The organism is Caballeronia sp. AZ10_KS36, assembly GCF_023631105.1.
In the GTDB taxonomy this organism is placed as follows: domain Bacteria; phylum Pseudomonadota; class Gammaproteobacteria; order Burkholderiales; family Burkholderiaceae; genus Caballeronia.
This window is the reverse complement of sequence record NZ_JALQDQ010000025.1, coordinates 142,895-157,104: the sequence shown is the minus strand read 5'-3', so window position 1 is coordinate 157,104 and position 14,210 is coordinate 142,895. Positions and strand designations below refer to the sequence as shown.

Here is a 14,210-nt window from a genome sequence, read left to right as displayed (position 1 = left end):
CAACGCGTAAAGCGGCAGCAAGTGCCGCGCCCGCGCACGCCCGTTCGTGTCCGAGTGCCTAGAAAAGCGCTTGCTGTCCCGACATCAGCGTGGCGAAGTCGTTGCGCAAGAACGGCAGGATGCCGTCGGCCACGGGCTGTAGCTGCTTGCTCACGTAATGCTCGTAGTCGATGGGCGCATGTCGCGCTTCGACCGGTTCGGGGCCGCCGACCGTCATCACGTAGCTGATCCATCCACCGTTCTGATATTGCAGCGGACGTCCCTGCTGCGCGTTGAACTCGTCGGCGCTGCGCGCGGCGCGTACATGCGGCGGCACGTTGCGTTCATAGTCGTCGAGGCTGCGGCGCAGGCGCTTTCGATAGATCAACAAGTCATCCAGCGTGCCGCGCCGAGTGCGCTCGACGTAATCGCGCACGTAGTCTTCATAAGGCTCGTCCTTGAAGATGCGCATATAAAGCTCTTGCTGAAAACGCTGTGCGAGCGGCGTCCAGTCCGTGCGCACCGTCTCTAGCCCTTTATAGATGATTTCTTCGCTGCCGTCCGCGCGTTGCGTGAGTCCCGCATAGCGTTTCTTGCTGCCTTCGTCGGTGCCGCGAACCGTCGGCATCAGGAACCGCTTGAAGTGCGTTTCGAATTGCAGTTCCAGCGCGCTTTCGAGGCCGAATGTTTCGCGCAGATGCTCGCGCCAGTAATCGTTCACATGATCGACGAGCGCGCGGCCGATACGCGCGGCGTCGTCCTCGCTGCGGGCGCGGCGCAGCCAGACGAAGGTCGAATCCGTATCGCCGTAAATGACGCTGTAGCCGCGCGCTTCGATGAGTTCGCGCGTGCGATGCATGATTTCATGGCCGCGCATGGTGATGGACGAGGCGAGCCGCGGATCGAAGAAGCGGCAGCCGCTCGAACCCAGCACGCCATAGAACGAGTTCATGATGATCTTGAGTGCTTGCGAAAGCGGCTTGTTGCGCTGACGCTTCGCAGCCTCGCGCCCTTCCCATACTTGTTCGACGATGGCGGGCAGACAATGCTTGTCGCGCGAAAAGCGCGCGCCGCGAAAACCGGGTACGGTGCGCGTCTGTTCTTGCGCTTCGCTCATGCCTTGCGCGAGACCGACGGGATCGATCAGGAAGGTGCGAATGATCGACGGGTACAGGCTCTTATAGTCGAGCACGAGCACGGAATCGTAAAGACCGGGCCGCGAATCCATCACGAAGCCGCCGGGACTCGCTTCTTCGGGCACGTCGCCGAGATTGGGCGCAACGTACCCTAAGCGATGCATGCGCGGCATGTACAAATGCGTGAACGCCGCGACCGATCCGCCACTGCGGTCGGCGGCAAGCCCCGTCACCGTCGCGCGTTCGAGCAGGAACGGCAGAAGCTCGGTCTTCTCGAAGATCTTCGTGACGAGCTCGCAGTCGGTCAGGTTGTAGCGTGCGAGCGCAGGCTTGTCTTCGCGAAAGCGCCGCTCGATCTCGTCCATGCGCGCGTACGGACTGTCGATCGCCTTGCCTTCGCCCAGCAGCGATTGCGCGACGTATTCGAGACTGAACGAAGGAAAGTTCCACGTCGCCGAGCGCAACGCCTCGATGCCGTCCACCACGAGCCGTCCCGCGACGGATGCAAAGAAGTGATTGCGCTTCATGCCGTGCTCGCGCCATTCGATCACGCTGCCATCGCGGCCAATGGCCAGCGGCACGTCATAAGCGTCGGCATGCTTTTGCAGCACGCGCAGATCGAACTGCACGACGTTCCAGCCGATGATCGCATCGGGATCGTGCTCGGCGATCCATGCGTTGAAACGCTGAAGCATCTCCGCGCGGCTCGCGCAATATTCGAGGTCGAAGTCGAGCGGCGGATGCACGTCGCCCGTGGGTGGCCCGAGCATATAGACCTGCCGCGCGCCGCACCCTTCGAGGGCGATGGAGTAAAGCTCGGCGGTGGCGCTCGTTTCGATATCGAGCGAGACGAGCTTGAGCGTCGGACGATAAGCCGGCGCAGGCTTCAGCTCACTGTGAACCACGCCGTCGCGCGCTTCGCCTTCGAAAGAAACGGGCGCGGTGATGAACCGCTCCATCAGATAGCGCTCGGTCGGACGGATATCCGCTTCGTAGACCGTCACGCCCGCATTCTTCAATGTCTTTTCGAGCCCAAGCAACTGACGATACTGCGCGCAATAGAGCCCCAGCACCGGCTTCTGGCGAAAGTCCGTGAGCGGCAGTTCGCGCAATTGCGCGTCGCGCACGGTGCGCACGAGCGGCTCGGCCTTGTCGCGATCTTCCGCGCGGATAAAGGCAACCGGTGTTTGCGGCGCGATGCGGACCTTGCGCGGACCGTCGTCGGTGGCGAGCCAGAACTCGACCTCGGTGCCCGCGGTCGTATCGCGCCAATGACGCGTCAGCAAAAAGCCCTGCCGGGAGTGATTCGGTGCCTGAGCCAAGGCGTGTCCTTCGAAAGCGCGTGCCATCGAAGCATTTTACTTGGGGGCGGGAAATGCAGCGGCGCGCATGGAAAGCGCGCGGGCGTGAATGAAGCGAGAGAAGCTGAAGCAGAAAGTAAAACGCGGTAGCGGCCTGCCGGTCATCCACCATCCAGAACATCCACGCTGGATGGTCCTCGAAGGATGCGCCGGCGCCGCTACCGCCTAAGCAGCCTGTGCGACCAGGCTTGCGCGCGGCGGCTGCAAGGCCGCCACGTTTTCGAGTGCGACATGCGCCGGAAACTCCGGTGCTGGCGGCACTTCGCTCTTGCTAGACACAACCTCCAGAGCGGCTTCTTGAACGGCCTGTCGAGCGGCCGCCGCTTTCTTGGTCTTCCCCGCGCGTGACGGCGGCTGGCAGGCCCCGCACACCACGTTGTTCTGCAAATCATGTTTGTGTGCGACAAACTTCCCGGTGCAGCGGCAGCACGCCGTCATCTGCAGCATGCCCGCGTCGAAGAAGCGCACAAGAGTCCAGGCCCGCGTAAGGTCGAGTACCGCCTCGGCGCCGCTATGATTGCAGTGCTCGAGATACAGCCGGTACCCTTTGGTCAACGCATCGAGATGCGAACAACCGGCCTCGTTCTTGAGGAACGTATAGGTGTTGTAGAAAAGCGATGCGTGGATATTCGCGAGCCACGTCATATACCAGTCCGCCGAAAACGGCAGCATGCCTTTGGGCGGCGACACGCCCTTCACTTCGCGATAGAGACGAATCATGCGATCCCGCGAAAGCGTGAGTTCGCTCTCCAGCACTTGCATGCGCGCGCCGAGTTCGATCAGCGCGATGGCGCGGAACACTTCCTGGGCGTCTTCGGTGAGGCTCTTCTTCAGCATGGCTCGCTCCGTCTCTCTTAAGCGAACTGTTCGGCCGGCTGGCCAGCCAGCAGGATGGCTGCGTGCGTCGGCGCGATGTCCGCGTTCTTCGCGGGCTGCGTCAATGCGGACAGCATCGAGTGATCGTTGAAGCGGAAAGCGCAAAGCAAGTTGTCGGATTGCGCGAGCTTGACGACCTGCGCGAGCGTGAGCCCAGACAGGAGGTCAGCCAGTTCGGCCGACAGCCCGAGCCGGAACATGCCGATGGCCCGGTCCTCGCGCAGCAGACGCTGTGCGAGCATGATGTAAGACAAGTTGATTTCCCGGATCGATTCCAGCGTTTCGCGACCGTTCATGGTTGCTGCTTCCAGTAAATCCCCGATTTCTCGCCGGCTTTTGCCGATATCTTTTTTGTGCCTCACCAGGCTCTCTTCGCCCGGCTACGTACTTTGATACAGGCCGTTACAACTTGTAACAACACTGTGAAACGGATTCTAAGGACGGCCTTAATCGAGCGCAAGACCATCTCAATAATATTTTGTTGCAAACAACACTTTCGATCGGTAACGTTTGCTTCGTCGAGAAACCGGCAAATTTGACTGCGTTTCAACGTGAGTTTTTCGTCTGCTCGTTCGTATTTTGCGAGGCTCGTTTTTTATATGAGTAATTGCCTGACGCCCGGAACAACGGGGCGTTCGGGCATTCGGTTGACAGCTTGAAGGGATATTTTTGAGACGCGCTTTTGGGTCAAAAAGCGGTAAAAAAGCCGCGATACCGGAAATTACCGATTCGCGGCCAATGATGTAATAGCTTCTGATGCCTGTTACTACCTTGTGACATCGGACAAAACGGGGGTTTCCCCGATGCCTAGCGCTGCGGCACGCCTTTGCGCCACGCGCCCCAGTGGGAGACGATTTCCTGAACGAAAGGATTGCCGGTCAGATACAAGTTCTGAATGGCCGGTGTAAATCCGCCCTGCGCCGAATAGTTCAGAAGGTTGTCGCTGGCCGTTTGCCCTTCGTACGGCCGGTCGAAGTCGGAGCCGGAACGCAGGTCCGCCACGCGCGACAAATCCACTCGCTTGACGCTTGCGGCGCGCTTGAGCGCCTCGAAGGTCGCGTTGTCCTCCTGCTGCGTCGTGCAGTAGACGCCCTTCCCGTCGGTCAGGAGGCGCGTCCAGTAACGCGCCCGCTCGCCGATGTACTTGCCCGACCACCAGGTATCGCCTGCGAGCGTGTCGCACTGGATCACGCGCGGCGGCTGGTTCGCCGGCGCGTAACTGAACTTGGCGCGCGCAACCTTCGCCTGATCGCTGTCGGAAAGCGTCACGTTGCGCGAGAGCGCATACGCCGCGTCCGCGAGCGACGCGTTCAGCGCGAATACTTCCGTGCGATAGTCGAGCGGCGGTTTGTCGTACGGACTCTTCGTATTGATGCCCAGGAAGCCGGTCGGCCAGTCCGCCGGCTTTTCGCGTGCGTCGATTTCCCACTGGATGCCGAAATCGACCAGATATTTCGCCCACGCCGCCGAGCCGAGCGTGCCCCGCGCCGGATCGATGCCGGCGATCCCCGCGATCAGGAAGTACGTGTGCCGCAGGTCGAAGCGGTCGGAGAACGTCAACGCCATGATCGACGCCGTGGCGTTCGCGTGGCCCATGCCGGTGGTGATGACGCACACGTCGTCGCGGTTGCAGTGCACGTCCGGATAGTCCGGCGAAAGTCCCGGCACGTGCACCGCCTCCCACGGGCCGAGGTTGTCGAGCCAGACCTGGCCTTCCGGCCCGAACATGGTGACGATCATCACCTTGACGTGCCGGCCGCCGTCTCCGTGGCGTTCGCCGTCTCCGTGGGGGTCGCCGCTCATGTCATCGGGTTGTTGCGCGAAGGCGCAGCCGGTGAAGGCAAACAGCGTCGCGAGGCCGGCGGCGGCGAGCGCCGCGCGCATCTTCGCGGGCGCGCGCTTGAAACGAGTCGATTGAAACCGTGCGGCGATTTTCATGGGGGGCATCGTCCTCTTGAAGGTTCGAACTTCGAAGGAAAGCCGCCGCGCCGTGGCAATCATGTGGCGGCGTGGGCGGCCCGGACGATTATAGGAGAGCCAATAAGCTGTTCGACGGCCTTTGGTCGCCTGCTCATGTGCCCGCTCACGTACCGCTCTGCGCGCCGCGCGGCGGCGGCGCGTTCGCGGCGACGTTGCTGCCGGCGGCCGCTTCGCTCGTCGGATGCTGCGACGCCTTCGACGGCTCCGCGCGCTGTTCCGCGCTCGCCCGCTCGCTGTCCTGCTGAAGCTCCTGCGACGTCTCGTGCCCGTTGCCGCCGACGATCACGAAGTTGCGCTGCGGATTCGCGATTTCGATGCCGCGCGCCGTGAACTCGTTGAGAATGCGCCGGTTGAACTCGCGCTGCACCGGCCAGCGCGCGCTGTCGCGACACTGAATCTGGCCGGCGAGCGTGACGGTGGAGCCATCGACGGCATCCACGCCCCAGAAGCTGAAGTCGGAGAGAATGCCGTCGCTGAACGCCTCGTCATGGCGCAGGGCGTCGCCGATCTCCTTTAGCGTCGCAATGGCGAGATCGACGTCCTGACCGAGCGCAATCGACACGCGCACCGCCGCGTTGCCAATGCCCCGGTTCGTGTTGTTCACCGTCGTCACCGAACTGAACGGCACGGTGTACAGCGAGCCGTCGCCGCCGCGCAGCCGCACTGTGCGGATCGACAGATACTCCACCGTGCCCGACACGCCCGCGACCGTCACCCAGTCGCCGACCTGCATCGCGTTTTCCATCAACAGGAAGATGCCGGTGATGAAGTCCTGCACGAGCTTCTGCGAGCCGAAACCCAGCGCCACGCCGAAAATACTGGCGCTCGCGAGCAGCGGCGCGGTGTTCACGCCGATCTCCGAGAGCCCGGTCAACACGACCACCATGCCGATGACGACGAGAAGCGCCGTGCGCATCATCGGCAAGAGCGTGCGCAGGCGCGCGGCGCGCACGCGGTCGCCCGTGGCGTTCCACTGTTCGAGACGGCGCTCGACCAGCACATTCGCCGTCTCCCAGACGAGCACCGCGAACACGGCGGCCACCGCGATGGTCAGAATCGCCGACGCGAGCCGGTTGCCCACGCCGCCCGAGGTGAAGAAGCGCACGACAGGCACGCCCCACACTTCGAGCAGCGCAATGACGGTCGCCACGCCGATCACCGTCTGCACGATCCGGCGCAGAACCGGGTAATAGCGGTAGGCATGGCGATGCGCGATGGACTTGCTCGCGAAGTCTTCGTCTTCGTTGTCCCGGAAGATGCGGCCGAGCGCGCCGAACGCGACGATCGCGGCCACGCGCGCGCCGACCAGCACGAGCAGCGACACGCCGCCGAGGTGGAAGAGCGTGCTGTAGCCGTTCTGCACGTCGAGCGCCCACACGAACCACAGCGCGATCACGAAGAAGATCGCGACGCCCGCCCAGACATCGGCGACCCAGCTGCCGACGAGCGCGACCGACCGGTACGCCGTCATGCGCTGGCGGATGCTCTCGCCGACGAGCCTGCGCGATTCGAAGATCACCCACGCGACCATCAGGTGCACGACGAGCGTGACGACCTTGAGAATCGCGATATGCGCGGCATCGGTCAGGCCGAGCGGCTCGCAGCCGTTCGCGAGCGCGATGCCCGCGCCCGCCACGATCACGATGCGCAAGAGCCAGCGGTACATGTACATCGCGTACTGGTCGCGCATTTGCAGGAGCCGCAAGCCGCGCGCACGCGGCGCGACGAAGAAGCCGAACACGATCATCACGAGGCGGCAGACCAGATACACGTCGATCAGCGCCCCCGCGACGTGCGCCTCGGTCGTGTTGTCGTCGATGAAAAACGACATCAGCACGGTCGCCGCGCCCATGAACACGCCCAGCGGAATCAGCTTCAGCACGAGATACAGCAGCGCGTTCGGCAGCCGCCGCAGCAAGGTCCAGTGACGCGCCGCGTGGCGCTTGCCGCGCGCCGCGTCGGCCTTGCGCTCCGCGACATGCTGCTGCACTTCGTCGCCGGAGCGGTGCGCCGCATCTTCGGCATGTTCGGCGGCGCGCTGCTCCTGGACCAGTTCCGGCTCGGTCACTTCGGCGTCCGCGACCCCGCGCGCGGCGACTTTCTCGCGCGACTTCCTCAGAAGACGCCCCGCCAGATATTCGATCACGAGCGCGGGCAAGAGCGAGAGCAGCACCGACCATGCGACGTGGGCCATCAGATCCCGCGCCTGCTCGCTCGCGAGCCGGTCGTGCCACCAGCGCGCAACGGAGCGAACATTGAGCAGCGCCGCCACCGAGTGCCGCAGTCCCGTGCCGAAATGCACGAGCCAGTTGCCCGCCTGACGCGAAATCTGCGATGCGAGGCCGTTGGCCTTCAGTGAATTCGCCAGCACGCCCGACGCCCCGGATGCCGGCGCGGCGCCCGCAGCCGAAGCGGGCTGCGCCGCGCTCGCGGGCGCGGCGAGCGTGCCGGCCGCGGCCACCGCGCGCAGCGTGTCGGCCACTTGCGCGCGTCGCTGCGGGTCGTCGAGAACGGAGAGCGCATCGCGCGCCTGTTGCGGCGTCAGGGCGACCGCGGGCTGCGACGCATGCTGCGCGGGCGCGGCCGCGAGGGCAGTGGGCGAGAGCATCGAGACGAGGCCCGACACGACGATGAAATAGACGGCAAGTAAATAGTTGCGCATGGGTCGGATGAAGATCACGAAATTTCGGGGACTCGATGCGGACGACGCGCACGGCACGGAATCACGCGATGGCTCGACAGGCGGCGCGCCGCAAGCGTGGCACGCTGCGGACCGAAGCGTGCTATCGCGTTGATGTTGAAACCACAATGACAAGAACAATGCTCAAACGTTCGCAATACCGGGGTCGATTCTGCTGGTTGAAAGACGGAGCGCGCAGGGCGAATGTCACGCTCGCCGGGGCTTCGTTGTTCGTAGCACTTGGCGCACCCGCTCCGCTTTTGGCGTCGACGAGCGGCATGCCGAACACGCCGCGCGCCGCGTCGGGCGCGCACGCGGCCGATGGGCGAAACGCCGCGCCTTTGCCCGCGATGGGCGTCGCGCAGGTTCCGGACCACGGCCGCACCCAAGTGCCCGCGACGCCTGTCACGCCGCGCCCGCACTATGCGCGGCCGCCCGCGCATTTGCCTTGAATTTGCCTTGAAAGGCGGCGCAGGCTCAGGCAGCGGCGGCAGACTTGCGCACTTCTCGCGGCACGTCCGGCTCGAAGAAGACCCAGCGCACTTGCGGGAACGCACGCTGGAGGTCCTCTTCGATGACGTTGATCGCGTCGATCATCGCGCGGCCGCTCGGGTAGTCGATCATCTCGGCCTGCACCGCGACGACGAGATGCTTGCCCCACTGCAACGTGATGAGGCTGATGATGTGCGTGACTTCCGGACGAGCGCGCAAATGGGCGTCGATGGCCTTGCGCACTTCGGGGCTCGCGGACTCGCCGACGATCATCGACTTCACCTCCCGGGCGACGAGAAACGCGATGACCATGAGCAGCAGGCCGACGCCGATGGAGCCGGCGGCATCGTAGGCGGGATTGCCGGTAATCATCGTGAGCAGCACGGCGGTGAAGGCGATGGCGAGGCCCGCGAGCGCGGCCACGTCTTCGCCCGCCACGACGAGCAGTTCGGATTCGCGCGTCTCGCGGAACCATCGCCATAGGGTCTTGTTCGGCGTGGTCTTGCGGATCTCGCGCAAGGCGCCGGCGAGCGAAAACGCCTCCAGCGCAACGGACACGCCGAGAATCACGAGCGCGACAATCGGATTCGACAAAGGCTCATGGTGCAGCAGCCGATGCGCGCCCTCGTACACCGAAAACGCCCCGCCCACGAAGAAGAGCAACAGCGCCACGAGAAGCGCGTAGAAGTAGATCTCGCGTCCCGAGCCGAGCGGATGCAGCGCGTTCGCCGGAGCCCGCGCGCGCTTGAGCCCGAAGAGCAGCAACAGTTGATTGCCGCAGTCGGCGGTGGAATGAATGGCTTCCGCGAACATCGAGCCGGAGCCGGTGAACGCGGCTGCCGCGAACTTGCAAACCGCAATGCCGAAATTCGCGGCGAGCGCGTAGAAGATGGCTTTCGGCGATTCTTCCTTCATGTCCACCCGCTGATGATTGTCTAAGAGAGTTGAGTTAGCGCACCTCGACGCGGCCCGCGCCGTCCGTCATTTCGCCGATGACCGCGGCCTCGGCGAAGCCATCGGCCCGGAAAATCGCCAGCACGTCGTGGACGGCTTCGGGCGCGCACGACACGAGCAGCCCGCCCGATGTCTGCGGATCGGACAGCAAGGTTCGGGCCGCTTCCATCGACGTGCCGTTCAGTTCGCCCAGCGTGACGTCCGCGCCATACGCGGCCCAGTTGCGGCCCGACGCGCCCGTGAAGACGCCGGCATTCACGAATTGCTCGACCTGCGGAAGCCACGGCAACGCGGCATAACGGATGCGCGCCGTCAGCCCCGCGCCGCGTGCGAGTTCCAGCGTGTGCCCGAGCAGGCCGAAGCCCGTGACATCGGTGAGCGCGTGAACGCCGTCGAGCTGCGCGAGTTCCGCGCCGGGGCGATTGAGCTTCGTGGTCGCGGCGATCATCGCGGCATAGCCGGCCGCATCGAGTTGATTCTTCTTGAGCGCCGCCGAGAGCACGCCCACGCCGAGCGGCTTGCCGAGAATCAGCACGTCGCCCGCGCGGGCCGCCGCGTTGCGCTTCACGCGCGACGGATGCACGATGCCGAGCGCCGCAAGCCCGTAGATCGGCTCGACGGAGTCGATCGAGTGACCGCCCGCGACAGGAATGCCCGCGTCCGCGCACACCGCTTCGCCGCCCTTCAGGACTTGCGCGATGACTTCGTGCGGCAGCACGTTGATCGGCATGCCGACGAGCGCGAGCGCGAGAATCGGTTTGCCGCCCATCGCGTAGACGTCGGAGAGCGCGTTGGTCGCGGCGATGCGGCCGAAGTCGAACGGATCGTCGACGATAGGCATGAAGAAGTCCGTCGTCGCGACGATGGCTTGCTCATCGTTGAGCCGGTACACGGCGGCGTCGTCGGCGGTGTCGTTGCCGACGAGCAGATTGGGGAACGCGGGCATCGGCGCGCTGCGCTTGAGCAGATCGGCGAGCAGGCCAGGCGCGATCTTGCAGCCGCAGCCGCCGCCATGCGAGAGGCTCGTGAGACGCGGGCCGTTTGTCGATTCAGGGGTGAGTGCGGTATCGGTCATCGTTTGAGTCATGCCAGAAAGTCTTCGATGACCTGCATTATCGCCGCTCGCGGCCCCGCGCGTCTTTACGCGATCCGTTCGAAGAGCCCGGGGTAGTCGGTCACGAGGCCGTCTTCATCGACCGCGATCTCGGCGGTGAAGCCCGTGTCGAGTCCTTCGAAGCGGTAACGCCTGTTCGGCTCGATACAGGTATAGGCCTGTGCGACGGCGCTCACAGTCATCTCCGGCACACGCACGTACGCGACGCGAATCTCGCGCCGCTCGCCCGGCTGCAAGTGCAAACGGCGGATGGGCAACGTGTTGGTGAACGGCGTCGCGATGATGTCCACGTCGATGCAGCCGTTGAGCGCCTCTTGCGGCGCGCCATGCTCGTCGGTCCACGCCTGCGCGCGATGCAGATCGATAGACCCGCCGCCCGCGAGCTTCACGGCGAGCCGCGTGACCTGCCAGCGCGCATCGCACTCGATGCGGTAGGTGATGCCGAACGCCCCGGCCTCGCCTTCGCCCGCGACGACGCTTTCGATGACGACGCCATCGGACCGCTCGTCGAGCACGAGGTGCTCGAGCCCTCTGCCGTCCCGCTGCATCCATCGCGCTTGTTTCATGATGTGCCTCGATTCATAAGCCGGCTCACGACAAGCATACAACGCGACGTCGAGGCTTTCGATCGGCATTCGGTCTTCGATGCGCTCGACGCAGAAAAACCTCGCACGGTATACTTCGGCATCTCAAAAACGAGGCGCGCGCTTCTGCCCGCGATGCGCGTCCGTGCTCCTTCTCGTTCCCTGCCGACATCGCCCATCGTGACTGCATGAAAACCTTGATCGCCCCTGCGCTCTTCGCGCTACTGCTTTCGGCGTCGCTGTTCCAGATCGTTCAGGCTCAAGAGACGCCCGACCCTACCGAAGACTATTCGTATCTCACGCGCCTGCACGTGCCGGATACCGTCGTGCAATGCGTCGCGGCCTTCGACCGCTGGGTCGAGAACGCGCCGAAGTACGACACGCTGATCGTGCCGGACCGCCGCGTGCTGTCCGCGAAGATCGACGACGACACGCCGATTCTCAGCCCCGCCAATCCCATTCCCGTCGACCAGGTGATCTTGATGCGCGCGTTCGCCAAGGCGCGCGGCAAGGCGCAATGGATGCGCGTCGATAGCCGATGCGGCGTGCGCGACGGACAAGTGGTCGGCGTCTCGCTCACGCCGAACATGAAGCCGCAGATCGTGCGATAAACGGCTACGCGCGCCGTGGTTCATAAGCCTGCTTCGTAAATATTTCAGGCAACACTTTTGCTTACAAACGAACACGGCTTGTCATTTTGCTAACGGCTAAATTGGTTTCCACGGATTCACACGGAGAAACCCATGAAGAAGTTAGCGATTCTTGCGGTACTGAGCGTGGTGTTGGGAAGCACGCTGTCGGGCTGCATCATCGTGCCCGATGGCGGCGGCTATCACCACCGTCACGACTACTACCGCTAAGGCCGCAACGGTCTGACACGCTGCGAGTCATCACAATACCAAGGAGCCAATCATGTTCGACAAGACAAAGAAGAGCCTGCTTATCGCGTCCGTTGCTGCTTCGCTGGGCATGGGCCTCGTGAACGTCGCCTCGGCCGACGTGCATCACGAGCATCGCCATGCCGTGAAGATGGGCTGGCACGGCGATCGTTACTGGGACGGCCATCGTTATTGGCAGCGCGCGGAGTGGGAACGTCATCACGCGCATCACGGTTGAGCGGGCGGGCTTTGCTCGATGGGAAAGCCGCAGCGCGTTGGGTGCTGCGGCTTTTTTTCGAAGTGCGCTAGCACCTCACCAATTCTTCGGATCCCCGCCCAGCTCCTTGCACGTGTCATAGGCGATTGCCTGCAGCTTCGCCCGCCCGATCTGCCCGGAGAGCGCATAGCCGACGCGATCCGACGCCCAGTAGTACGTCGTGCGCGGTCCGTCGCGCAGCATTCTGACCTTGGCGTCGTTGCGCGCGACGGTGGTCATATACAGCGTGAGCCGTTCGCCCGATGCGTTCTGATACATGAATTGCGCGGCCGGCCCTTCTTCGCCCGGCAAGAGTCGCCCGCCGACGAGTTCGAAGCCGTACTCGGCAAGCGACGGAATCGTGAGCGTCCGGTTGAGCCGCTTCGACAGCCAGTTGACGAGATGATCCTGCTGCGATGCCGCCACTTCCACCGCGTGGCGCTGCTCGGGCGCATACACCGCATAGGCGATATCCGCGCGCTCCGCGAAACGCGCACGCGGCTCGCCCAATGTCGGCAGCAGCATGTGCATGAGAAATCCGCACGCGATACCGACGACCAGCAGGCACGCAGCCAGCAGATAACGCTGCCTCGCAGGCGGCCGCATCACGACGATCTGCGGCTCCGCCTGTTCCGCCGCGAACAGCGCGCGCAACGCGTTGTTCTGCGCGCGATAAGCGGCCACCGTCGCTTCGCAGGCGGCGTCGTTCGCGATGCGCGCGGCGGTCGCGACGCGTTCGTCGTCGGGCAACGCGTCGTCGATATAGGCGGAGAGCGCCTCCAACACGCGCTCGTTGTCGTCGGCCGGGCGGTCTTGATTCGTCATGAGCGGCTCACCACTTTCAACGGCGCAGGACGCCCCTTCTCTTCGCCCAGCAAGACGCGCATATGTTCGCGCGCACGCGAGAGGCGCGACATGACCGTGCCCGCCGGCACGTTCAGCACCTGCGACGCTTCCTGATAACTCATTTCCTCGACGCATACGAGCAGCATCACTTCGCGCTGCTCGACCGGCAGGCAGTACAGCGCGCGCTGCACGTCGCGCAGGACGAGGCCATCGACTTCGCCGCGCGGCGCGGCCATCTGCCGCCACGGCGCGGTTTCATCGTCGACGGCAATATCGCGGCGTCCGCGCAACTGGTCGATATAGATGTTGCGCATGATCGTGAAAAGCCACGCGCGCAGGTTCGTGCCCGCGCGGAACATGCCGGCGCGGTTGAGCGCGCGTTCGGTGGCATCCTGCACGAGATCGTCGGCCCACGAGCGATCGCCCGTCAGCGCGCGCGCATAGCGGCGCAACTGCGGGAGATGCGCGAGAAGATCGTGCTCGAAGTTCACGAGCGTACTTCTGAGTGTGCTTTACAACGCGCCGGTCACGGCTTCAAGGCTTGACCACGTGCCACACGTTGCGGAAGTTGTCGCCGTTCTTGTCGCCGGGCTTCGTGTCCTTCGCGAACCGGTACACGCGCTTGCCGTCGTAGGCCCATTGCTTGCCGCCGTCGGCCGATTCGGTCGTCCATTTGCCGCTCGGCTGGTCGGAGTCGCTCGCCATCGCGGCCGGCCACGCCTCTGCGCAACCGCCGGTGCACGCGCTCGGGCTGCCTTTGGTGTCCTTGTCGAACGTGTAGAGCGTCATGCCGTTTTCGTCGACATACATGCCGTTGGCTTCCTTCGGCGCCGCCGCGAAAGCCGACGACGCGACGCAGGCAGCGGCGCTCGCCACGGCTACGGTGACGGCCATCAGAATGTGCTTGTTCATTTCATCTTCCTCGCAGAAAAAGTACGTGGCAGTTTCCGCAGAACGTCTCGCGGCGCTGCGTTATTCCGCGGACGATGAAATAAACCGATGCGGCAGCGCCGACGCATCGCCGGTCGGCATTCGTGAGGTCATGCGTCGTGCGTCGTGCGTCATGCGTCGTGC

The 14,210-nt window shown here is 64.2% G+C and carries 14 protein-coding genes; 3 read left to right on the top strand and 11 right to left on the bottom strand.

The features are described from left to right. Nucleotides 1-58: 58 nt before the first annotated feature. The 5 genes from NCR35_RS16125 to NCR35_RS16105 all read right to left on the bottom strand — a co-directional run bounded on the left by NCR35_RS16125 (nucleotide 59) and on the right by NCR35_RS16105 (nucleotide 7,994). Nucleotides 59-2,464: a DNA polymerase II gene (locus NCR35_RS16125; RefSeq protein ID WP_250535136.1), complete on the bottom strand. Its 2,406-nt coding sequence runs from the start codon at nucleotides 2,462-2,464 to the stop codon at nucleotides 59-61. A 177-nt stretch (nucleotides 2,465-2,641) separates the two neighbouring features. Further along, entirely contained in the window at nucleotides 2,642-3,313 is a 672-nt protein-coding gene (gene flhC, locus NCR35_RS16120) for a flagellar transcriptional regulator FlhC (protein ID WP_175941722.1), read from the bottom strand. A gap of 17 nt (nucleotides 3,314-3,330) precedes the next feature. Continuing rightward, on the bottom strand, nucleotides 3,331-3,648 hold the full coding sequence (gene flhD, locus NCR35_RS16115) for a flagellar transcriptional regulator FlhD (protein ID WP_175941724.1): 318 nt from the start codon (nucleotides 3,646-3,648) through the stop codon (nucleotides 3,331-3,333). A 511-nt stretch (nucleotides 3,649-4,159) separates the two neighbouring features. Continuing rightward, on the bottom strand, nucleotides 4,160-5,236 hold the full coding sequence (locus NCR35_RS16110; protein ID WP_502801694.1) for a purine-nucleoside phosphorylase: 1,077 nt from the start codon (nucleotides 5,234-5,236) through the stop codon (nucleotides 4,160-4,162). A gap of 199 nt (nucleotides 5,237-5,435) precedes the next feature. Beyond that, nucleotides 5,436-7,994 (bottom strand): mechanosensitive ion channel domain-containing protein, encoded by a 2,559-nt coding sequence (locus NCR35_RS16105; protein ID WP_250535451.1) that lies wholly within the window; start codon nucleotides 7,992-7,994, stop codon nucleotides 5,436-5,438. A 296-nt stretch (nucleotides 7,995-8,290) separates the two neighbouring features. Here NCR35_RS16105 and NCR35_RS16100 point away from each other — a divergent pair, with 296 nt between their 5' ends. Next, nucleotides 8,291-8,464 carry a hypothetical protein gene (locus tag NCR35_RS16100; RefSeq protein WP_250535134.1) on the top strand — a complete coding sequence of 58 codons (174 nt, stop codon included), beginning with the start codon at nucleotides 8,291-8,293 and terminating at the stop codon, nucleotides 8,462-8,464. Nucleotides 8,465-8,489: 25 nt separating this feature from the next. On the opposite strand, the gene NCR35_RS16095 is transcribed toward NCR35_RS16100, so the two are convergent. The 3 genes from NCR35_RS16095 to NCR35_RS16085 all read right to left on the bottom strand — a co-directional run bounded on the left by NCR35_RS16095 (nucleotide 8,490) and on the right by NCR35_RS16085 (nucleotide 11,138). After that, nucleotides 8,490-9,419, bottom strand: a complete 930-nt coding sequence (locus tag NCR35_RS16095; RefSeq protein WP_250535133.1) for a cation diffusion facilitator family transporter — start codon at nucleotides 9,417-9,419, stop codon at nucleotides 8,490-8,492. 34 nt (nucleotides 9,420-9,453) lie between these two features. Further along, nucleotides 9,454-10,533: a selenide, water dikinase SelD gene (selD, locus tag NCR35_RS16090; RefSeq protein ID WP_250535132.1), complete on the bottom strand. Its 1,080-nt coding sequence runs from the start codon at nucleotides 10,531-10,533 to the stop codon at nucleotides 9,454-9,456. 65 nt (nucleotides 10,534-10,598) lie between these two features. Continuing rightward, nucleotides 10,599-11,138: a putative glycolipid-binding domain-containing protein gene (locus NCR35_RS16085; protein WP_250535131.1), complete on the bottom strand. Its 540-nt coding sequence runs from the start codon at nucleotides 11,136-11,138 to the stop codon at nucleotides 10,599-10,601. A gap of 206 nt (nucleotides 11,139-11,344) precedes the next feature. Between NCR35_RS16085 and NCR35_RS16080 the strand changes: the two genes are divergently transcribed. Together NCR35_RS16080 and NCR35_RS16075 are read left to right on the top strand one after the other, a co-directional pair. Next, the gene (locus NCR35_RS16080) at nucleotides 11,345-11,767 is read left to right on the top strand and encodes a BspC domain-containing protein (RefSeq protein ID WP_244849278.1); all 423 of its coding nucleotides are present in this window, start codon (nucleotides 11,345-11,347) and stop codon (nucleotides 11,765-11,767) included. Nucleotides 11,768-12,068: 301 nt separating this feature from the next. Continuing rightward, nucleotides 12,069-12,272, top strand: coding sequence for a hypothetical protein (locus NCR35_RS16075; RefSeq protein ID WP_250535130.1), 204 nt, complete (start codon nucleotides 12,069-12,071; stop codon nucleotides 12,270-12,272). A 75-nt stretch (nucleotides 12,273-12,347) separates the two neighbouring features. Here NCR35_RS16075 and NCR35_RS16070 read toward each other — a convergent pair whose 3' ends face one another. The 3 genes from NCR35_RS16070 to NCR35_RS16060 are packed head-to-tail and all read right to left on the bottom strand — an operon-like array spanning nucleotide 12,348 to nucleotide 14,048. Beyond that, a complete protein-coding gene (locus NCR35_RS16070; protein WP_250535129.1) occupies nucleotides 12,348-13,115 on the bottom strand; it encodes an anti-sigma factor family protein in 768 nt (255 codons plus the stop codon). Next, nucleotides 13,112-13,627: a sigma-70 family RNA polymerase sigma factor gene (locus NCR35_RS16065; RefSeq protein WP_250535128.1), complete on the bottom strand. Its 516-nt coding sequence runs from the start codon at nucleotides 13,625-13,627 to the stop codon at nucleotides 13,112-13,114. The genes NCR35_RS16070 and NCR35_RS16065 overlap by 4 nt, the downstream gene beginning before the upstream one ends. Before the next feature lie 43 nt (nucleotides 13,628-13,670). Further along, nucleotides 13,671-14,048, bottom strand: a complete 378-nt coding sequence (locus tag NCR35_RS16060; protein WP_502801684.1) for a COG4315 family predicted lipoprotein — start codon at nucleotides 14,046-14,048, stop codon at nucleotides 13,671-13,673. Between the last annotated feature and the right edge of the window lie 162 nt (nucleotides 14,049-14,210).

Excerpts from the sequence above, each read along its gene's own strand:
- NCR35_RS16100 (WP_250535134.1), top strand. The coding sequence starts at position 8,291 with ATGCCGAACACGCCGCGCGCCGCGTCGGGCGCGCACGCGGCCGATGGG.
- NCR35_RS16110 (WP_502801694.1), bottom strand. The coding sequence starts at position 5,236 with ATGCGCGCGGCGCTCGCCGCCGCCGGCCTCGCGACGCTGTTTGCCTTC.
- flhC (WP_175941722.1), bottom strand. The coding sequence starts at position 3,313 with ATGCTGAAGAAGAGCCTCACCGAAGACGCCCAGGAAGTGTTCCGCGCC.
- NCR35_RS16095 (WP_250535133.1), bottom strand. The coding sequence starts at position 9,419 with ATGAAGGAAGAATCGCCGAAAGCCATCTTCTACGCGCTCGCCGCGAAT.
- NCR35_RS16125 (WP_250535136.1), bottom strand. The coding sequence starts at position 2,464 with ATGGCACGCGCTTTCGAAGGACACGCCTTGGCTCAGGCACCGAATCAC.
- NCR35_RS16070 (WP_250535129.1), bottom strand. The coding sequence starts at position 13,115 with ATGACGAATCAAGACCGCCCGGCCGACGACAACGAGCGCGTGTTGGAG.
- NCR35_RS16085 (WP_250535131.1), bottom strand. The coding sequence starts at position 11,138 with ATGAAACAAGCGCGATGGATGCAGCGGGACGGCAGAGGGCTCGAGCAC.
- NCR35_RS16105 (WP_250535451.1), bottom strand. The coding sequence starts at position 7,994 with ATGCGCAACTATTTACTTGCCGTCTATTTCATCGTCGTGTCGGGCCTC.
- selD (WP_250535132.1), bottom strand. The coding sequence starts at position 10,533 with ATGACCGATACCGCACTCACCCCTGAATCGACAAACGGCCCGCGTCTC.
- flhD (WP_175941724.1), bottom strand. The coding sequence starts at position 3,648 with ATGAACGGTCGCGAAACGCTGGAATCGATCCGGGAAATCAACTTGTCT.
- NCR35_RS16080 (WP_244849278.1), top strand. The coding sequence starts at position 11,345 with ATGAAAACCTTGATCGCCCCTGCGCTCTTCGCGCTACTGCTTTCGGCG.
- NCR35_RS16075 (WP_250535130.1), top strand. The coding sequence starts at position 12,069 with ATGTTCGACAAGACAAAGAAGAGCCTGCTTATCGCGTCCGTTGCTGCT.
- NCR35_RS16060 (WP_502801684.1), bottom strand. The coding sequence starts at position 14,048 with ATGAACAAGCACATTCTGATGGCCGTCACCGTAGCCGTGGCGAGCGCC.